This window comes from Leifsonia sp. Y878 (assembly GCF_057669685.1).
In genome coordinates this window covers 609,377-628,017 of sequence record NZ_JBYHFS010000001.1, presented here as the reverse complement: position 1 = coordinate 628,017, position 18,641 = coordinate 609,377, and the positions used below count along the sequence as shown (strand labels likewise).

Sequence of the window (18,641 nt, the reverse complement as noted above, 5' to 3'; positions counted from 1 at the left end):
TGGGGAAAGCACCCCAATGCAGCGCCAGCGTGGCGCCATCCAAGCTCCTAGGTTACTAAACCCTGACCCAATGCCGCGGCTAAGTCTGATTCGGGTACCCCAAGCACGACCGCCAGGGCTCGCGCCTTCACGAGAGTCTCCTCGATTTCATCGGCTGGATCCGACAGCGCCGTGATTCCCCCGCCCGTGCCAACGGATGCCCCGCTCGGGTCAAGCAGGATGCTGCGAATGACCATGGCCAGGTCTACAGAGCCGTCAACGCCGAGGTAGCCGAAGGCCCCTGCGTACACGCCGCGCGGCCCGGCCTCCAGTTCGTCGAGGATACTCATGGCGCGCATCTTGGGAGCCCCCGTCATAGACCCTGCCGGGAAAGCGGATGCGATGGCATCGAGCGCACTGAGGCCGTCGGCCAGGGTGGCGCTGACCGTGCTCACCAGCTGGTGCACATGTTCATAGCTTTCGACGGCCAGCAGATCAGTGACCTGCACAGACCCGAGCGCGGCAACCCTCCCCAGGTCGTTACGCATCAGATCGACGATCATCAGGTTCTCTGCCCGCTCCTTGTCGCTGGCCAGGAGTTCGGCAGCCAGTCGCGCGTCCTCAGCGGGATTCGCCGACCGCGGCCGGGTGCCCTTGATCGGCTTGGTTCGCATCCGGCCCTCCGGTGTCACCGTGAGGAACTGCTCCGGCGTCGCGCTGAGCAGCGAGTGGTCGCCGAACCTGAGGAGTCCGCCGTGATGGCTCGGACTCCCCCGCCGCAGTGTCAGGTACGCCGCCACCGGGTCTGGGGTGGCATCCACCCGGATTTCGTTGGTCAGGCACAGCTGGTAGGCGTTGCCGGCCCGAATCTCCTCCTGGCAGCGACGGAGGAGTTCGGCGTATTCGGTGGCGCTGTGGCGCCAGGCCAGGGTGGGGGTGGGTGTGGATGTGGGAGTGGGAGTGGATGCCGGTGGCACCGCAGGGTGGGCGTCAGCGGCATTGACATCGGCATCGGCATCGGCGTGGGCATTCATGGCGCGCAGCTGCGCCGCCGCCCAGGTGACCCAGTCGTCGAGTTCTGTAGGATCCTGCGTCTGTCCGGCATCGACGATCAGCGTGACGGTGCGTGCAGCGTGATCGAAGGCGAGAACGCGATCGGCCTGCAGCCAGGCGGCATCCGGAAACCGAGACCGGTGGGCTGGGAGCCCGAGCGTTCTGGCGCCGAGCTCGTAGCCGAACCAGCCCACCCAGCCGAGCGTCAGCTTTGGCATCCGCTCACTCTGCTGCAACGAGTGGGCTGCTGCTGCGTCCCGGTTGACCCCGTTGACCGCGTTGACCGCGTCGACACGCGGCAGCTCACGCGCCAGGAACTCGAAGATCGAGCCCTCGAAACGCTCATCACCGACCGTCGGGTCTGCCGGCCGGGTCACGGTGAGGGTTTCGCGGTCAGAAGCAGGGTCGACGGATGCCGTCACACACCGGGTGCCGAGGCTCGCGGCCCCGAGGTAACTCATCCCTGTCGTGGCGTTGACGCCTGCGTCGAGCCAGAATGCGTGTCCCGACTGGCCGAAAAGTGCCACGAATGCACGCTCTGGATCGCTCCATTCCCGGAGTGGAATACGTCGAATGGAGGAGGGCACCTGCCCAGCCTAGGGTGCACCGCTCTGACCGTTTAGGCTGAGTCGGATGAATGACATTCTCAGCTGGATACTCGACACCGTCTCAAGTGTCGATCCAGTGCTGCGCACGGTGCTCGCCGGCGTCGCAATCATGCTCGAGACGTCAATCCTGATTGGTCTGGTCGTCCCTGGGGACACAGTCCTCATCGTGGCAAGCACCGCCGTGGCGAACCCGGTCGAGTACGTCGCGCTCATCGTCGCCGCGATCCTCGGGGCGCTGATCGGTGAGACCATCGGCTTCGCCCTCGGTCGGGCGTTCGGGCCGGTGATCCGACGCAGCTGGTTCGGTCGCAAGATCGGCGAGAAGAACTGGCACAGGGCTGAGAATTACCTGCGTAAGCGCGGGGGCATCGCCGTATTCATCTCGCGGTTCCTGCCCGTGTTGCACTCACTGATCCCCTTGACCGTTGGTATGAGCCCGATGCGCTATCGCCGGTTCATCGCCTGGACTATCCCGGCGTGCGTGATCTGGGCGATCGCCTACGTGTCTGTGGCATCTGCCGCCGCTGGCAGCTACCGGGAGATGTCAGAGCGCCTGCACTTCGCCGGCTACATCTTCGTGGGAATCATCGCGGTTTTCCTGCTGCTCGTCTTCGTCGTGAAGAAGGTGATCTCGCACCGGGAGGAGCGTCACATGGCAGACGCGGCAGCGCCGGTGGAGCCCCTGCAGCCGGCAGAGCCGGAACACGGGACAGACTCGGAGACGCAGCGCGACTAACCACGCCCCCGTTGGTCGAGGAGGCCGCTCACGGCCGTCTCGAGACCCCTCCGCCAGGCCTGCAGAAACCGGTGAGGTGGTCTCGAGACACTCGCTGGCGCTCGCTCCTCGACCAGCGGGATTGTCGCGAATACGCGATGCGCGCCATGAGAGGGCAGCCAGGTGCGGTCGCTACAGCGCGAGGTGCGTGAACCGGCCGTTCAGCATCGTCGCGGCCACCGGCATCCGCCTGAGGTCTGCAACGGATGCCACGAACGGGTCGATCTCGCACACCGTTAGGTCTGCGACATCACCACTGGCAACCGTGTGTCTGCCGCGCGCGCTGGCGGCCAGAGCCGCCTGGCGTGAGATCGCCTGTTCGAGGTGCCACGGCTCCCGGCCATCCCTGGTGCGGCCGACAGCTGCGGCCATACTCACCCACGGGTCGAGGGGCGCGACGGGAGCATCGGATCCGAGGGCCAGCTCGACACCGGCTGCGCGCAGGCTGGCCAGCATGAATGCGTGGTCGGTGCGCCCAGCCCAGAATCGTTCGGCGACATCGCGGTCGTCCATGGCGTGTTCCGGCTGCATGCTCGCCACCACGCCGAGCTCTGCGAACCGGGCGATGTCGCGATCGGTGAGCAGTTGGGCGTGTTCGATGCTGCCGCGGCAGCCGACCTCGGCGAATGCATCGAGTGCGAGGCTGTTGGCGTGATCGCCGATGGCATGCACGGCGGGGCGGAGGCCGGCGGCATCCGCTTTCCGCATCCACTCGACCAGTTCCCCTTGCGGCACGGTCAACAGCCCGTGTGCGTTCGGCTGGCCGGCAAGGTCGGGATACTCGGCGAAGCAGAACGCCGTGCGCGTGTTGAGCGAGCCGTCGGTGATGACCTTGTACGGCCCGACGGATAGCAGGCCTTGCGTACCGTCAACGATCTGGTCGGTGCGGAGGCCGAGTCCGATCGCGCGATCGAGATCGTGTGTGTAGATACCGAAGTCAACCCGGAGGTCTGTGGCCCCTGCGGCAATGCGACGCATCCAGACGTCCAAATTCCAGTCCATCTCCAGGTCGACGATGCCGACGACTCCGCGCGCGGCGGCCTGTCGCGCGGCGTCGGCAGCCCAGACGTCCATCACATCGTCGTCGACCATCCCGATGGCCACCAGCACCGCGAACGCGTCGTCCTCGCGCAACAGGCCCGTCGGGTGGTCACCGTGGCCGTGCACGGCCAGCGCCGCCGAGTTCAGCCAGCAGCAATGCAGGTCACCGCTGACCAGCACCACGGGAACCGTGCCGGATGCCGCATCGAGCGTCGCTCGCGACGGCGCGTCTGGCCAAAGCCCGTCTCTGAACCCGAAACCGACCAGGGTCTCCCCCGGCAGCGACCTGCTGAGGCGATGCGCAACAAGCCCTGCAACGCCGAGAGCGGATGCCGCGTGCGACACGTCAAGGCGCCTGGACGTCTGCGCCCACTGCGTGAAGTGCACGTGGTTGTCCCAGAGCCCCGGCACCACGAAACGTCCACCGAGGTCGAGCTCGTCTGCAGCAGCCCGGCCCTCGGCGCGGCCGATGTAACCCATGCGCCCAACGGTGGCCGTGCCATCCGCTGTCTTAAGAATCTCAATATCGACGACATCGTCGCTACCCGGCAGGCGGGCGTCGCGCAGGATCAGGCTCACGGCGCCTCCCGCTACCGCTGGCAATTCGGGCACCAGTAGAGCTTTCTGGCGCCCATGTCTTCCAGCGTGATGTGCACGCCGCAGACACGACACGGCAGCCCCTCGCGCTTGTAGACCCAGTGTCGGTCGGCGCGACTGCCCATCGCCTTCACGTAGTCCTCCGGCGACAGCTGGTCCATGGTCATCATCTGGCCGGTGGTGACGCCGATCTCGAGCAGGTGCGCCCAATCGCGCCACAGTCCCCTGACGATCTCTTCTGGCACGAGCTTGCCGGGCGTGTGCGGATCGACCCTGGCCCGGTAGAGCATCTCTGCCCTGTACACATTGCCGATGCCGCTGACCACAGACTGGTCCATCAGCAACAAGCCGATCGATGTGGCCTTCTTCCGCACGACGGCGGTGAACCTGTCTTCGGCAGCCTTGCTGGAGTCGAGCAGCGGATCGGGTCCGAGCCGCGCCAACACGGCCTCAACCTCTTCCGGCTGCAGCACCTCGCACGCTGTCGGGCCGCGCAGGTCTGCGCACACGGTGTCGGTCAGCAGCCGCACCCGCACCTGGCCGACCGGCTCAGGCGGGAAGGTGTCGATCTCGCCCGTTTCCTTCTCCTGCTCAGACATCCGCACCCTGGTGCGCCTGGGCGCCCCGATGCTGTGCAGCGAGTTCTCGCCGTCCGCGTCGAAAATGGCAGCGCGAGTATCACCAGCGCCAGCAGCAACACCCTGGGAAGCGGATGCCGCATCCAGCACCGTCCCGCGCTGGTTCGTCTGACCCATTCGGCCGTTCGCAGAGGCGATCGTGGCATCCATCTGGATCTCACCGGCGAAGTCCCATGCCCCGTAGAGGCCGAGATGCACGCGCAGCCAGAGGCCGTTGTCGAATTCGAGGAACATCTGCTTGCCGACAGCCTTGGCATCGGTCATGACATGACCGTCAAGTTCGGCCGCGCCCGCGGCGAACCTGCCCTGCGGCGACGACAGCGAAACCCGCTTGCCCACAAAGTTGCGGGCGAATTGCCGGGCGATTCGATGAACGGAATGTCCCTCAGGCACGGCTAGTGGTCGATGCCTTTGCCGGCGATGTCGCCGGTGCGTTCGTACTCGGCGAGCTGCGCGATGCGGCGGGCGTGGCGCTCATCGCCGGAGAACGGCTCTGCGATGAATGCGTCGATGAAGCTTGTGGCTTCCTCGATCGAGTGCTGGCGCGCACCGATCGAAATGACGTTGGCATCGTTGTGCTCGCGGGCCAGCTTCGCGGTGCTCAGGTTCCAGACGAGGGCTGCGCGAACACCGGTCACCTTGTTGGCCGCGATCTGCTCCCCATTGCCAGAGCCACCGAAGACGACGCCGAGCGCCTGGATGCCCGCTGCCTGGTCATTGACGACAGCCTGCGCCGCGTTGATGCAGAACGCCGGGTAATCGTCGAGCGCGTCATAGCTCGTCGGTCCGTGGTCGATCACGTCGTGACCGCCTGCGGTGAGGTGAGAGATGAGGTGCTGGCTGAAATCCAGCCCCGCGTGGTCGGTGGCGATATGGATGCGCATGAAAACAGTCTATTGAGGATGTGCAGGGCCCCGCGCTCGAGGCCCCGCACATGCCACTGGTCAGCTGTCGTCGGTCAGCTGTCGTCGGTCAGCTGTCGTCACTGACGGGCGACCTGGCATCCCTAGTTGAAGACAGGTCCTCGGGTTCTGGTGCGCTTGATCTCGAAGAATCCGTCGTAGCTGGCGACGGCCACAACGCCGTCCCACAGTTTGACGGCTTCTTCGCCGGTCGGGGCCGGCGAGATGACAGGGCCGAAGAAGGCCACGCCGTTGACCGAGATAACCGGGGTGCCGACCTCCTGGCCAACGCGGTTGATGCCGTCGTTGTGGCTTGCCCGCATCTCAGCATCGAATTCGTCGCTGTCTGCATAGGCGGCCAGGCCCTCCGGCAAACCTGCTTCGGCGAGCGCCGCGGGAATCACCTCGTCCGGGTTCAGGTTGCCACCGGGGTGAATGCGCGTGCCCAGTGCGTCATAGAGCGGCTTGACGACTTCCTGGCCGTGCAGTTCGTTGGCCGCAGTCACCAGGCGGGTGTACTTCAGGGCGCGCGGGAAGAATGCCTTGTATTCGTCGCTCACGTCCTTGTCCTCGTTGAGCACGGCCAGGCTCATCACGTGCCAGGTGACGTCGAGGTCACGCTGGCGTGCTACCTCATCCACCCACCGGGAGGTCATCCAGGCCCAGGGGCACGACGGGTCAAACCAGAAGTCAACAGAATCAGTCATTCCCCCACCCTAAATGCGCCGCGCGTCCCATCTCGGCAGGCCTTCAGGCTGCTCAGCGTAGAATTCTCTGATGACCTCTGAGCTTTCCTCCCCTGAATCGGCGCCGCGCATTGACCCGAATGATCTCGAGGTCACACTCCGCGTCCTGGCCTCGCTCAGCACCATTGACCCAGATGACCCTGACTACACAACAGTTCGACAGGCCACGGCCAAGATGTTCAAGTCGGTAAAGGTCGTTCGCCGGGCAGAGAAGCGCCACGCCATCGCAGAGGCCGACCGCGACGTCATCGCCGCGACGGCTACAGGCGCCCCCACTCGTATCGACGACGAGACCCGCGGCGCACAGCTCACTCGGGGAACGGATGCCCCCACAGCCGGCGAATTGCTCGTCGCACGCCCCTGCTACATCTGTAAGCAGCGCTACACGCTCGTCGACGCCTTCTACCACCAGCTCTGCCCCAGCTGCGCAACCCTCAGCCACGAAAAGCGCGACGCCCGAACCGACCTCACCGGTAAGCGCGCCCTGCTCACCGGCGGTCGCGCGAAGATCGGCATGTACATTGCGCTTCGCCTCCTGCGCGATGGCGCACACACCACCATCACCACGCGCTTCCCCCGCGACGCTGTGCGCCGCTTTTCCGCCATGCCGGATTCAGCCGACTGGCTGCACCGCCTGCGCGTGGTCGGCATCGACCTCCGCGACCCCGCCCAGGTCATCGGCCTCGCTGACGATGTCGCAGCCCAGGGGCCCCTCGACATCCTGATCAACAACGCTGCGCAGACGGTTCGCCGCTCCGCTGGGTCGTACTCGCCCCTCGTCGAAGCTGAGTCCTCTCCGCTGCCTGACGGCCCGATGCCGGAGATCGTGAGCTTCGGGCACACGAACGACGCGCATCCGCTTGCCCTTGCCGCATCGGTGGCCAGCCACCCGATCCTGGCCGCTGCGGCTATCTCGGGGACCGGCGCACTCACGGCAGACGACCTCACGGCCCTTGCCCTTGCGCCCGGCTCCTCGTCGCTTGAGCGACTCGCGGCCGGAACAGCCATCGACGCCGGTGGCCTCGTGCCAGACCTGCACAAGGAGAACAGCTGGACGGCCAACGTCGAAGACGTCGATCCGCTGGAGATGCTGGAGGTGCAGCTCTGCAACACCACAGCGCCGTTCCTCCTCGTGAGCCGCCTCCGTGCCTCGATGGCGTCGTCCAGTGCGCGCCGCACCTATATCGTGAACGTGTCGGCCATGGAAGGCGTTTTCGGTCGCGGCTACAAGGGACCAGGGCACCCGCACACGAACATGGCCAAGGCCGCCGTCAACATGCTCACCCGCACGAGCGCGAAGGAGATGCTGTCTGACGGCATCCTCATGACCAGCGTTGACACCGGCTGGATCACCGACGAGCGCCCCCACCCCACCAAGGTGCGCCTGGCCGAAGAGGGCTTCCACGCCCCCCTCGACCTCGTCGATGGCGCGGCCCGCGTGTACGACCCGATCGTGCGCGGCGAAGCGGGCGAAGACCTCTCAGGCGTCTTCCTCAAGGACTACAAGCCAGGCACCTGGTAGCGCCGCGCGACCCTGCACGCTGGCCTTGCCCGCTGCCCCTGCCCGCTACCCCTGCCCTTCATCGGGCGGGGCGCGTATCGTTGAGATTGCACACCAGAGGCCTCAGCCAAGGAGTCGTCATGCCCAACCCATCTGCCCTTCCCTCCGTCGAACGGTGGTGGCCGCACCTCGATATCCCGGCCAAGCAATGGCTGGTCGCCCATCTCGATGAGCCTGTTCCGGTGCGGATCGTCACGGAGATCACCACGCTGTGTGATGTGGACGCCATCGATGACGACACCATCGTGCTGACACCAGAGGACCAGCACTTCATCTCGACCCAGACCGAGTTCGTCGACTAGCGAGCGTCCCGTCTATTGCTGAGCACCCACTAGCTCAGCAACCAGCGCACCGTCCGACCATGCGGCTGCGTGAAGGCCACGGGCGTGCCATCCTGCGACAGCACGAAGTCGCTCGTCACCGTTGGCAGTTCACGCAGCTGCTCCACGACGCCCGGCACGACCTTCCGCCCCTCGTTGGCCAGCCAGGTCACCGGGAGCCGCGCCATCGTCGCGGCAAATCGCGCCCTGGCAGCATCATCGAGGTAGGCAAGCACCACAGTGTGGAAGACCACGACGGTGGCGCCGCTGGGTGCCTGCCCCACACATTCCTCGATCAACTGGTTCAGGTCGCCCCGCACGATCTGCACCGGCTCTCGCCTGGCCACCTGCACTGCAGCCGCCAGCCTCACCCGACGGTCCTCGTGCTCAGGCCAGATGAGGGCGTTCAGCCAGGCGACATCCGCTTCACTGTGCACATCGAGCGGGTTGAGGTCGATTCCGGCACGCCACACCACCTCCGGCAGTCGGTCTGGGAGGGGAACAGGGCCGCTGACCTCGCACTCCAGCAGCACGGGGCTGGGACCGTCTGCGGGATCGATCGTGCGCACCCCGCCTCTGGCATCCCGATAGCGGTAGCTGTATCGGTCGGGGTAGAGGCAGAGACCAGCGGATGCCCCCACCTCGATCAGCGCAAGCGGCCCGGGGAGCCCGGCGAGCGCTGGCAGCAGCGGGGCACACCGCCCTGCCTCATTGGTCTGGGTGGAATGGGACAGGCATGTCTCCTCGACTGCATCCCAGTGCTCGGCGAGCCAGGCTGCGAAGTCCGCGTACCCGCCGGCTTCAGCGCCATGCAGGCGGGCGGCACTGAAAACGAGGTTGGGCTGGCGTTTGGCGGCGGGCAACCGATTGATCAATTCGAGTGTTGCCGGGTCTGACGCGACTCCACGCGCCCAGGCTTCGTAACACTCGCTCATCCCGCGAGCCTCCACCTCCGCGAAGACGCGATACCGCTCTGCTGTCGCGACGCGTGGATCCATGCTGACCTTCATCCGGAGCACCCTCCCTGCCAGCAGAGTAACCCTGCGGGGCTGCGTGCTGCGCTGCGCTCCGCCATGCGGATCATCAGTGCACAGGCGCGTCAGAGTGCAGAGCGCGGAGAGCGAACAACCGGTATCACTGAGCACCCGTTCTACGCCGTCGATCATGGCTAGGCTTGACACTCGTGCACTGACGCCACGAGCGCTGGTGAGTCGTTGATCGAATTGGAGAAATCGTTGCCCGGAGAAAACCTGACCAGGGTCGAAGCCCAAGAGCGTGCCGCGCTCGTCGCCGTCCAGAATTATGACGTAACCCTTGACCTGACCACCGGGCCTGAGTCGTTCGCCAGCACCACCACGGTGACATTCACCGCCACCCCCGGCGCATCGACCTTCATCGACGCCATCACCAAGACTGTGCACTCAGTCACCCTGAACGGAATTGCCCTCGACCCCGCCGTCGTGAGCGATGGCATCCGTATTCAGCTGAACGACCTCGCCGCTGAGAACATGCTCACCGTCGTCGCCGACGCGCTGTACACGAACACCGGTGAGGGACTGCACCGCTTCGTCGACCCCGTCGACCAGGAGGTCTACCTCTACAGCCAGTTCGAGGTGCCAGACTCGCGTCGCATGTTCGCGGTCTTCGAGCAGCCTGACCTCAAGGCCACCTTCGCGTTCACCGTGACTGCACCTGCCGAGTGGGAGGTCGTGTCCAACTCGCCGACCCCCGTGCCCACCGACGCAACCCCAACGGCCGACGGCGCAGCTCGCAAGACCTGGGTGTTCGCTCCAACGCACACCATGTCCAGCTACATCACCGCGCTCGTCGCCGGCCCGTACGCCGTGGTTCGCAGTGAGCTCACCTCACGCGATGGCCGCACCATCCCGCTCGGTGTCTTCAGCCGCAAGAGCCTGTCTGAGTTCCTCGACGCCGACTACATCTTCGAGAAGACCCGCCAGGGCTTCGCGTACTTCGAGGAGAAGTTCGACTTCGCGTACCCGTTCGACAAGTACGACCAGCTGTTCGTACCGGAGTTCAACGCCGGAGCCATGGAGAACGCCGGAGCCGTGACGTTCACGGAGACCTACGTCTTCCGCTCCAAGGTGACGGATGCCATCAAGGAACGCCGCGTCGTCACGATCCTGCACGAGCTGGCACACATGTGGTTCGGCGACCTCGTCACCATGAAGTGGTGGAACGACCTGTGGCTGAACGAGTCTTTTGCCGAATGGGCATCGACCATCGCGACGGCTGAGGCCACCGAGTGGACCGAAGCCTGGACCACCTTCGCCTCCATGGAGAAGAGCTGGGCATACAAGCAGGACCAGCTGCCCTCAACCCACCCCATCGTTGCCACGATCAACGACCTGGAAGACGTTCTCGTCAACTTCGACGGCATCACGTACGCCAAGGGTGGCTCCGTCCTCAAGCAGCTCGTCGCCTGGGTCGGCATCGACGCATTCTTCGCCGGTGTAGGCGCGTACTTCAAGAAGCACGCCTGGGGCAACACCGAGCTTTCCGACCTGATGGTCGAGCTCGAGGCTGCCAGCGGACGCGACCTGTCTGAATGGACCAAGCTGTGGCTCGAGACGGCCGGCGTCAACACGCTGCGCCCCGAGATCACCATCGACGACGCCGGAATCATCACCGGTTTCTCCGTACTGCAGACCGCAGCTGCCGACTACCCGACAATCCGCCCGCACCGTCTGGCCATCGGCCTGTACGAGCTGCTCGACGGCAAGCTCGTTCGCACCAACCGCGTCGAGCTTGACGTCGACGGCGAGCGAACGAATGTCGCGGAGCTCCTCGGTCTCGCTCGTCCGGCACTCGTACTCCTCAACGACGACGACCTGGCATACGCCAAGATCCGTCTCGACGAGACGTCGCTGTACGTTGCCATCGAGAACCTTGCCGCTATCGAGAGCCCGCTCGCGCGCTCGCTCGTGTGGGGTTCGGTCTGGGACTCGACCCGCGATGCAGAGACGGCCCCGCGCGACTTCGTTCGCCTGGTGCTGAACAACATCGCCACAGAATCAGAGTCGACGACCCTGCGCACCGTGCTCGGCCAGCTGATCCTGACCGCGACGAGCTACGTGACGCCTGAGCACCGCGACGCGACCGTGACCGAGGTCGGCGATGCGCTTCTCGCGCTGGCACGCGGCGCAGAGGCCGGCAGCGACGCGCAGTTCCAGTTCGTCAAGTTCTTCGCATCCGTTGCCTCAACCCCTTCGCAGCTGGCCGCCGTGTCAGCCCTGCTGAGTGGTGCAGAGAAGCTCGATGGACTCGAGATCGACACCGACCTGGCCTGGGAGCTTCTCATCGCCCTCGTCGCCGGTGGCGTTGCAGGGGCCGCTGAGATCGATGCTGCACTGGCGGCGGACAACACCGCAACCGGTGCGCAGGCGGCGGCGCAGGCTCGTGCCGCGATTCCCACCGCGGAGGGCAAGCTCGCCGCCTGGTCGTCGCTCATCGATGTCGACACCGCGCCGAACACCATCGTGCGTGTCACCGCAGCAGGCTTCCTGCGCGCGAATGACACCGCGTTGCTCTCCCCGTACGTGGAGAAGTACTTCGCAATGGTGCAGACCGTCTGGGAGAACCGCAGCTACTCGATCGCTGAGAAGCTCATCGACGGCCTCTACCCGTCGCCGCTGGTGAACCAGGAGCTCGTCGACGCGACGCGCACCTGGCTCGACGCGAACGCTGCTGAGCCCGCAGCACTCCGCCGCCTGATCGTGGAGAACCTGGCCGGCGTCGAGCGCGCACTGGCCGCACAGGAGCGCGACGCGAAGTAGCACGTAACACCACCCCCACCCCGGTGGTTGAGGAGGCCCGCTAGGGCCGTCTCGAAACCACACACAGGCCAGCCCTCGGACCCCGTCCGGCGGCTGGCCTGTCTGGTTTCACCTGTGTTCTCTGCCCGCCAGGATCCGGCACCGCGCTGCTCACGGCATCCGTCGAGTGTCGCCGTTTGTGCCGAGAGTCGCCGTTACAACGGCGATTCTCGGCCGTAACGGCGATTCTCGGCGAGCGGATGCGCTGCCCTGCCACTCAGCCGACCTCACGCTCCGACCTCACGCCCGAAGTGCTGAGGTCTGATCAGTTCAGCCTTCGCACAAACCACGCTCAGTAGACTGGCGGAGTTATGGACTGGACCTCATTCTGGAAATCTGTCGACGCCTTCTTCGACACACCCGTTCTCGGCCCCCTCGTCAGCATCGTCATCATCGTGGTCATCGCCTTTGCCCTGCGGTGGATACTGCACCTGGCGATCGACCGCGTCGTCAAACAGATCGTGTCCGGCGCCAAGAAGAAGCAGAACGTCCAGGACACCCAATCGCTGTTGGTCTCCCCACTGGCCGCAGTCCGCCTGGTGCAGCGCACACGCACGCTCGGCACGGTGCTCAGCAACATCGTCAACGTCATCCTGCTGGTCGTCACGCTTATTCTGATCGTCAACACAATCGACCCGAGCATCCTGGGTTCACTGGCGCTCCTCACGGCCGCAATCGGTGCCGGTCTCGGTTTCGGCGCCCAGAACATCGTCAAAGACGTCCTGAACGGGCTGTTCATGGTGATGGAGGACCAGGTCGGTGTCGGTGACGTCGTCGACCTCGGACCCGCAACCGGTGTCGTCGAATCCGTGGGTATCCGCATCACGCAGGTGCGCGATGTGAATGGCACGCTCTGGTTCGTTCGGAACGGTGAGATCCTCCGCGTCGGCAACATGTCGCAGGGATGGGCTCGCGTCATCATCGACCTCGCCGTGCCGTACGACTCCGATGTCGACGAGGTGCAGGACGCGATCTCGCGCATCGCCCTTGAGATGGCATCCAGCTCCAAGTGGCGCTCCCGCATCCTCGAACGCCCGGAGGTCTGGGGCCTGGAATCAATCTCGGCTGAGGCGCTGGTCATCCGTCTCGTCGTCAAGACCCGCACGTCTGCCAAGGACGACGTGAGCCGCGAACTGCGCCTCCGGCTCAAGAAGGGGTTGGACGAGCTGGGCATCCAGCTGCCGTCGCTCAATACCGTCGTGCTCAGCGGCTTCGACAATGCCGGCAGCGTCATGGGCGCCAAGCCGCCGCGCACCCGCCCGATTCCCGTCGCCGAAGAGCCTGTCGCCACCGGCAAGAAGGCGCGCGCGAACTCGCGAGCCGCGAAGGCCGCTGCGGTATCCGCTGCCCCTGTAACGCCCCGCAAGGCCGCCACGCCTGGCCAGGCTGCCGCCCCCGCCACGCGCGCGGCCCCTGCCACGCCTGCCACGCCTGCCACGCCTGCCAAAGCTGCCACCACGCCTCCGAAGGATGCCCGCAGCATCACCACGATCAAGAACTCCGGCGCGGCACCCTCATCGCGTCAGACAACGGCGTCACCCACGACAGCATCTCCGACGAACCCGCCACGCACCACGGCGACGCCGAGCGATGCCGAATCCACCCCACGAAACACGAAGGCCAGCGATGAGTGAGAAATCCGGAGTTCACCTTCGAGACGGTGAGAACGGCGCGGCCGTCACGCCGAGCTTCTACGAGCAGGTAGGCGGTCGAGCGTTCTTCGAACAGCTCGTCGCTCGCTTCTACGAGGGTGTCGCCGGCGATCCCGTCCTGAAGCCGATGTATCCGGAAGACGACCTCGGTCCGGCGGCTGAGCGCTTCACGATGTTCCTCGAACAGTACTGGGGCGGCCCAGGCACGTACAGCGAACAGCGCGGGCACCCCAGGCTGCGGATGCGTCACCAACCGTTCACGGTGAACCCCGATGCCCGCGACCGCTGGCTCGGACACATGAAGAACGCTCTCGACACGATGGACCTCCCTCCACTGCAACGTGAAGTCTTGTGGGATTATCTCGACAGGGCTGCACACGCCATGTTGAATTCGTTCGAGAGCTAGAGCACCGCAAGGGCGCCGCACCACCGCACCGCCCACCACCGCACGCACCAACCATTGCCGACAAAGGAGTCGCATTGAGTACACCCGTAACCGAAGCAGATGTCATCGTCGTTGGCGCAGGCCTGGCCGGCCTTGTCGCGACAGCCGAACTCATTCGAGCCGGCAAACGCGTGATCGTGGTGGAACAGGAACCGGCAGCCTCACTCGGCGGTCAGGCCTGGTGGTCGTTCGGCGGGCTCTTCCTGATCGATTCACCAGAGCAGCGCCGCATGAATGTTCGCGACTCGCTGGCACTGGCCACCCAGGACTGGTTCGCCAGCGCCGGCTTCGATCGCGAAGAGGATGCATGGCCCAAGCGCTGGGCGGAGGCCTACCTCAACTTCGCCGCCGGAGAGAAGCGCGCCTGGCTGCACGAGAAAGGCGTCCGGTTCTTTCCGGTCGTCGGCTGGGCCGAGCGGGGCGGCTACTCTGCCCTCGAGCACGGCAATTCAGTCCCGCGCTTCCACATCACCTGGGGCACCGGTCCCGGCGTCCTTGCACCGTTCATCGCCGAGGTGCGCGACGGCGTCACGGCCGGGCTCGTCACCATCCGGCACCGCCACCGCGTCGATGGACTCCTCGTCGACGACGGCACCGTTGTGGGTGTGCGCGGCAGCGTCCTCGCGCCGAGCACTGCGGTGCGGGGAGCCGCGAGTTCCCGCGATGTCATCGCCGACTTCGAGCTCCGCGCGGCGGCCACGATCGTCACCAGTGGCGGTATCGGCGGCAACCACGATCTCGTGCGGAAGCAGTGGCCGGAACGGCTGGGCACTCCCCCGAAAACCATGCTCTCCGGCGTTCCAGCCCATGTCGACGGCCGCATGCTCGGCATAGCGGAGGGAGCGGGCGCTCGCCTCATCAACGGCGACCGGATGTGGCACTACACGGAGGGCATCACGAACTGGGATCCGGTGTGGGCCGCACACGGTATCCGTATCTTGCCCGGCCCGTCGTCGCTGTGGCTGGATGCGACCGGTAAGCGACTGCCGGTGCCGCTCTTTCCAGGGTTCGACACCCTCGGCACGCTTGAGCACATCCAGCAGACCGGGCACGATTACAGCTGGTTCGTGCTGACGCAGAAGATCATCGAGAAGGAGTTCGCGCTCTCGGGCAGCGAGCAGAACCCCGATCTGACCGGCAAGGACCTGAAGCTGCTCGCCAAACGGGTCACCCCTGGCGCTCCAGGGCCGGTAGAAGCCTTCAAGCGCAACGGTGCGGACTTCGTGGTGGCCGACACCCTCCCAGAGCTCCTGGCTGGCATGCAGCGTCTCTCCCCCGACGTCGTAATCGATGCCGCACGGGTCGAACAGGAGATTCGCGGGCGTGATCGTGAGCTCGACAACGACTTCTGCAAGGATGCCCAGATCAATGCGATCAGGCAGGCCAGGCACTATCGCGGCGACAAGCTCATTCGTGTGGCGACCCCGCACAAATTGCTCGATCCGAAGGCCGGTCCGCTCATCGCCGTCAAGCTGCACATCCTCACCCGGAAGAGCCTCGGCGGCATTCAGACCGACCTGTCAGCGCGCGCACTCGGCGCTGACGGCCGTCCGGTTCCCGGTCTCTACGCGGCGGGAGAAGCGAGCGGCTTCGGCGGCGGCGGTGTCCACGGCTACCGGTCGCTGGAGGGCACATTCCTCGGCGGATGCCTGTTCTCGGGCCGCACGGCAGGTCGAGCCGTCGCCGCGGCGGTGTAGGCAAAGCGGCGGTGCACGCGAGCGGCGTGCGTGCTGACGCGCCTGAGCGCGTCAGCACCACGGCACGCTAGGAGTTCAGCGACCACGCCTTACGCTTCACCAGGATGTGGCCGCGACTCGTGCTGAGCCTGGTCCAGGTACCGGTGTCGAAAAGTTGAACGGGGTCGTCGTCCGCCAGGAATCCCAGGCTGAATGCGGCAAACCCTGCGCCGGCCGGAACGTGGTCGAGCGTGTCGATGGGCCGGCTCCACACGTCTGAGCGCACCCGCTGCACGAGCTGCTCGCCCGTTCCGGCGGGGATCGCGTTGGCGACCTCGTCGATTCCAGCGCGTGCTGCGGCTTCGAGCGTCGCGGCATCCGCTTGGCCGAGTGGCTTCCAGCCGCCCCTGGGCGGCGAGATGCCGGCCCAGGTCACCGTGTTCACCTGCAGGGGAACGGAGATGGTGACAGGCTCGTTCGATTCCTCGCCGTCGATGGTCTGCAGACGGGCGACCCTGTCGAGCAGGGACCGCACCGGTACAACGACGTCGAGGTCAACCGGCTCGCTCAGCGCGAAGGTGCGCAGGCCGAGAACGGTGGGGCTCGTGTCGAGCAGGCCGCGCGGATACAGGATCGCCGTGTAGACGGCGAGCACGCCGGCGGCCGAAATCAGGCGCACCGAACCGTCCTCGACTCGGCTGGCACGCGACAGGTATACCTGAAGGTCACGGAGGGAGAGGGAATCTGTAAGAGAAAATGACTGGCTCATCTGGTTCTAAACTACCAAGGTAAAGTTGGCGTTCGCGCAGCGTCGACTGCGCACGCCTGAGGAGACACCATGCACGAACCGCTCGACGCCCTGCTTGCCGCCCTTGACCTCACGGATACCGGCGCCCGAACCAGCGAGGATATCTTCACCGGGCCCTCCCAGTGGATGCCTCTGGGGCGCGTTTTCGGCGGCCAGGTGCTCGCCCAGTCGCTCATCGCAGCCATGCGAACGGTGCCAGACGACCGGCACGTTCACTCCATGCACGGCTATTTCCTGCGTCCTGGCGACGTCAACCACCCGATCACATTTTCGGTGGATCGCATTCACGACGGTCGTTCGTTCGCCACTCGTCGCACCCAGGCGTACCAAAACGGTGTGCCGATCCTGTCGATGATCGCGTCATTCCAGGATGACGACGAAGGCCTCGAGCACCAGATCGAGATGCCCGCAGACCTTCCCGATCCAGAATCCCTGCCGACCGCCGCAGAGACCCTGTCGCAGGTGGACCACTCCATCGCCCGGTATTGGGCAACGGAACGTCCCTTCGACATCCGTCACGTGCCGTCGCCGATCTACCTGGCTGTCGATGGTGAGCGCACTGCTCGCCAGGCCGTGTGGATGAAGACCATCGGCCCCATGCCGGACGACCCCGACCTGCACCGTGCTGCCCTCGCCTATGCGAGCGATTACTCGATCATGGAGCCGATCATGCGCCGCCACGGTGTGCCGTGGGCCGCGCGCGGCCTCAAGGTCGCGAGTCTCGACCACGCCATGTGGTGGCACAGGTTCGGCCGGGTTGATGAGTGGATGCTCTACGTGCAGGATTCGCCGTCGGCCCAGGGTGGCCGCGGTCTTGCGACGGGACGCATCTACAGCAAGGATGGCGTTCTGCTCGCCTCGGTCGCCCAGGAGGGCATGATCAGGGTGCCGACCAATCAGGAGAAGCCATGACCGACGCGACACAGATTCATCGACGCACCGTCCTGCTCGGCACCGGCGTCGGGGCGGCCATTGCTCTGGCCGCCTGCGCGAGCCCTGAGCCGAGTCCAGGGACGAGCCCCGGGTCAGGTACTGGCAGCGGTGCCGGTAGTAACGCTGGCTCGGAAACCGCCACAGCCACGACACCGCCCAGCGCCTCAGACAGCGCAACGGGCGAGCCTTCCGGCGCCGCCATCGCGAAACTCTCCGACATTCCGGTTGGGGGTTCCGTTGCTGCAGAGCTCGACCGGGAACCCATCATCATCTCGCAGCCCACCGCGGGCACCGTCGTTGCCTTCAGCGCCATCTGCACGCATCTGGGCTGCAAGGTGGCGCCCGCCGCGAAGGGGCTCGACTGCCCGTGCCACGGTTCGCGCTTCAATGCGATGACCGGAGAAGTCATCAACGGCCCTGCCACGTCTCCGCTGCCGGCCGTGCCTGTCAGCGTCAACGGTGAGGACGTCGTCGCCGGCTGATCGGTGTCGCTTGCGATGTCGGCGAGTATCGACCACGAATGCAGGCGCAAGCGCAGCCCTACTAGTGCCGCTTGAACTCGATCGGTTCGTCAAGGTACGGCGTCCAAGCCGCCCGTTCCGTCTCGCTGATCCTGCGCGGACGCGCACTGGCGGCATCGACCAGCACGATCGTGGTGTTTGCCCTGGCGTATTTCACGGCAGGTTCAACACCAACCGGCGACCAGACCTCGTAGCAAACATCGAGGCTGGCACCGCCCAGCTTGCCGAGCCACAACCGGATGTCGATCGGCTGCCGAAGATAGGGCACCGGCGCCAGGTACTCGATCTCCTGGCGTGCGATCAGCGTGAGCGTATCGGCGCCCGGACGGCCGTCGAGCACAGCAGTGCTGGCGCCGACGGCCGTTCTCTCAGCGATTCCTGGGCGGTCACCGGTGTCGAAGAAAACAGAACCGTTCTCTTCGTCCGTCAACCAGAATGCCTGGATGCGCGCCTCCTCGAGGAGGCGCAGCATCTCAGCATTGTTGACGTGCCCATAGGCATCGAGGTCAGACCAGCGAAGCCGAATGGGCACGTGCAGTTTCATCGGCAG

Annotated in this window: 17 protein-coding genes; 9 read left to right on the top strand and 8 right to left on the bottom strand. The window is 65.6% G+C overall.

Annotated elements, in window-relative coordinates:
* Window positions 1-47: 47 nt before the first annotated feature.
* Window positions 48-1,619 (bottom strand): aminodeoxychorismate synthase component I, encoded by a 1,572-nt coding sequence (gene pabB, locus AC25Y4_RS02945; RefSeq protein ID WP_488118874.1) that lies wholly within the window; start codon window positions 1,617-1,619, stop codon window positions 48-50.
* A 46-nt stretch (window positions 1,620-1,665) separates the two neighbouring features.
* Between pabB and AC25Y4_RS02940 the strand changes: the two genes are divergently transcribed.
* Complete coding sequence (locus tag AC25Y4_RS02940) at window positions 1,666-2,376, top strand: DedA family protein (protein ID WP_488118873.1); 711 nt, start codon at window positions 1,666-1,668, stop codon at window positions 2,374-2,376.
* A 171-nt stretch (window positions 2,377-2,547) separates the two neighbouring features.
* On the opposite strand, the gene AC25Y4_RS02935 is transcribed toward AC25Y4_RS02940, so the two are convergent.
* The 4 genes from AC25Y4_RS02935 to AC25Y4_RS02920 all read right to left on the bottom strand — a co-directional run bounded on the left by AC25Y4_RS02935 (window position 2,548) and on the right by AC25Y4_RS02920 (window position 6,300).
* Entirely contained in the window at window positions 2,548-4,068 is a 1,521-nt protein-coding gene (locus AC25Y4_RS02935) for an amidohydrolase (protein ID WP_488118872.1), read from the bottom strand.
* On the bottom strand, window positions 4,047-5,084 hold the full coding sequence (locus AC25Y4_RS02930) for an Fpg/Nei family DNA glycosylase (protein ID WP_488118871.1): 1,038 nt from the start codon (window positions 5,082-5,084) through the stop codon (window positions 4,047-4,049). Before AC25Y4_RS02930 ends, AC25Y4_RS02935 begins: the two co-directional genes overlap by 22 nt.
* 2 nt (window positions 5,085-5,086) lie before the next feature.
* The gene (locus AC25Y4_RS02925) at window positions 5,087-5,575 is read right to left on the bottom strand and encodes a ribose-5-phosphate isomerase (RefSeq protein ID WP_488118870.1); all 489 of its coding nucleotides are present in this window, start codon (window positions 5,573-5,575) and stop codon (window positions 5,087-5,089) included.
* Window positions 5,576-5,697: 122 nt separating this feature from the next.
* Window positions 5,698-6,300, bottom strand: a complete 603-nt coding sequence (locus tag AC25Y4_RS02920) for a mycothiol-dependent nitroreductase Rv2466c family protein (RefSeq protein WP_488118869.1) — start codon at window positions 6,298-6,300, stop codon at window positions 5,698-5,700.
* Between the two features lie 70 nt (window positions 6,301-6,370).
* Here AC25Y4_RS02920 and AC25Y4_RS02915 point away from each other — a divergent pair, with 70 nt between their 5' ends.
* Together AC25Y4_RS02915 and AC25Y4_RS02910 are read left to right on the top strand one after the other, a co-directional pair.
* Entirely contained in the window at window positions 6,371-7,861 is a 1,491-nt protein-coding gene (locus AC25Y4_RS02915; protein ID WP_488118868.1) for an SDR family NAD(P)-dependent oxidoreductase, read from the top strand.
* Between the two features lie 119 nt (window positions 7,862-7,980).
* Complete coding sequence (locus tag AC25Y4_RS02910) at window positions 7,981-8,202, top strand: hypothetical protein (protein WP_488118867.1); 222 nt, start codon at window positions 7,981-7,983, stop codon at window positions 8,200-8,202.
* Window positions 8,203-8,231: 29 nt separating this feature from the next.
* Here AC25Y4_RS02910 and AC25Y4_RS02905 read toward each other — a convergent pair whose 3' ends face one another.
* On the bottom strand, window positions 8,232-9,218 hold the full coding sequence (locus AC25Y4_RS02905) for a DUF2332 domain-containing protein (RefSeq protein ID WP_488118866.1): 987 nt from the start codon (window positions 9,216-9,218) through the stop codon (window positions 8,232-8,234).
* Between the two features lie 237 nt (window positions 9,219-9,455).
* On the opposite strand from AC25Y4_RS02905, the gene pepN reads away from it, so the two are divergent.
* The 4 genes from pepN (at window position 9,456) to AC25Y4_RS02885 (ending at window position 15,850) form a co-directional block, all read left to right on the top strand.
* The gene (gene pepN, locus AC25Y4_RS02900) at window positions 9,456-12,017 is read left to right on the top strand and encodes an aminopeptidase N (RefSeq protein ID WP_488118865.1); all 2,562 of its coding nucleotides are present in this window, start codon (window positions 9,456-9,458) and stop codon (window positions 12,015-12,017) included.
* A 350-nt stretch (window positions 12,018-12,367) separates the two neighbouring features.
* Window positions 12,368-13,690 (top strand): mechanosensitive ion channel family protein, encoded by a 1,323-nt coding sequence (locus AC25Y4_RS02895; RefSeq protein WP_488118864.1) that lies wholly within the window; start codon window positions 12,368-12,370, stop codon window positions 13,688-13,690.
* Entirely contained in the window at window positions 13,683-14,114 is a 432-nt protein-coding gene (locus AC25Y4_RS02890; RefSeq protein ID WP_488118863.1) for a globin, read from the top strand. The genes AC25Y4_RS02895 and AC25Y4_RS02890 overlap by 8 nt, the downstream gene beginning before the upstream one ends.
* A 74-nt stretch (window positions 14,115-14,188) precedes the next feature.
* Entirely contained in the window at window positions 14,189-15,850 is a 1,662-nt protein-coding gene (locus AC25Y4_RS02885; RefSeq protein WP_488118862.1) for an FAD-binding dehydrogenase, read from the top strand.
* Between the two features lie 67 nt (window positions 15,851-15,917).
* Here AC25Y4_RS02885 and AC25Y4_RS02880 read toward each other — a convergent pair whose 3' ends face one another.
* Window positions 15,918-16,598: a DUF8185 domain-containing protein gene (locus tag AC25Y4_RS02880; protein WP_488118861.1), complete on the bottom strand. Its 681-nt coding sequence runs from the start codon at window positions 16,596-16,598 to the stop codon at window positions 15,918-15,920.
* 69 nt (window positions 16,599-16,667) lie between these two features.
* Here AC25Y4_RS02880 and AC25Y4_RS02875 point away from each other — a divergent pair, with 69 nt between their 5' ends.
* Together AC25Y4_RS02875 and AC25Y4_RS02870 are read left to right on the top strand one after the other, a co-directional pair.
* Entirely contained in the window at window positions 16,668-17,549 is an 882-nt protein-coding gene (locus tag AC25Y4_RS02875) for an acyl-CoA thioesterase (RefSeq protein ID WP_488118860.1), read from the top strand.
* Entirely contained in the window at window positions 17,546-18,052 is a 507-nt protein-coding gene (locus AC25Y4_RS02870; protein WP_488118859.1) for a QcrA and Rieske domain-containing protein, read from the top strand. Before AC25Y4_RS02875 ends, AC25Y4_RS02870 begins: the two co-directional genes overlap by 4 nt.
* Window positions 18,053-18,113: 61 nt before the next feature.
* Here the strand turns inward: AC25Y4_RS02870 and AC25Y4_RS02865 are convergent, their stop codons facing one another.
* Window positions 18,114-18,635, bottom strand: a complete 522-nt coding sequence (locus AC25Y4_RS02865; protein WP_488118858.1) for an acyl-CoA thioesterase — start codon at window positions 18,633-18,635, stop codon at window positions 18,114-18,116.
* Window positions 18,636-18,641 lie beyond the last annotated feature (6 nt).

Bases quoted from the DNA above. Each gene is read 5' to 3' on its own strand.
- AC25Y4_RS02940 (WP_488118873.1), top strand. From the start codon at position 1,666: ATGAATGACATTCTCAGCTGGATACTCGACACCGTCTCAAGTGTCGAT.
- AC25Y4_RS02925 (WP_488118870.1), bottom strand. From the start codon at position 5,575: ATGCGCATCCATATCGCCACCGACCACGCGGGGCTGGATTTCAGCCAG.
- AC25Y4_RS02920 (WP_488118869.1), bottom strand. From the start codon at position 6,300: ATGACTGATTCTGTTGACTTCTGGTTTGACCCGTCGTGCCCCTGGGCC.
- AC25Y4_RS02915 (WP_488118868.1), top strand. From the start codon at position 6,371: ATGACCTCTGAGCTTTCCTCCCCTGAATCGGCGCCGCGCATTGACCCG.
- AC25Y4_RS02910 (WP_488118867.1), top strand. From the start codon at position 7,981: ATGCCCAACCCATCTGCCCTTCCCTCCGTCGAACGGTGGTGGCCGCAC.
- AC25Y4_RS02905 (WP_488118866.1), bottom strand. From the start codon at position 9,218: ATGGATCCACGCGTCGCGACAGCAGAGCGGTATCGCGTCTTCGCGGAG.
- AC25Y4_RS02895 (WP_488118864.1), top strand. From the start codon at position 12,368: ATGGACTGGACCTCATTCTGGAAATCTGTCGACGCCTTCTTCGACACA.
- AC25Y4_RS02890 (WP_488118863.1), top strand. From the start codon at position 13,683: ATGAGTGAGAAATCCGGAGTTCACCTTCGAGACGGTGAGAACGGCGCG.
- AC25Y4_RS02880 (WP_488118861.1), bottom strand. From the start codon at position 16,598: ATGAGCCAGTCATTTTCTCTTACAGATTCCCTCTCCCTCCGTGACCTT.
- AC25Y4_RS02875 (WP_488118860.1), top strand. From the start codon at position 16,668: ATGCACGAACCGCTCGACGCCCTGCTTGCCGCCCTTGACCTCACGGAT.
- AC25Y4_RS02870 (WP_488118859.1), top strand. From the start codon at position 17,546: ATGACCGACGCGACACAGATTCATCGACGCACCGTCCTGCTCGGCACC.
- AC25Y4_RS02865 (WP_488118858.1), bottom strand. From the start codon at position 18,635: ATGAAACTGCACGTGCCCATTCGGCTTCGCTGGTCTGACCTCGATGCC.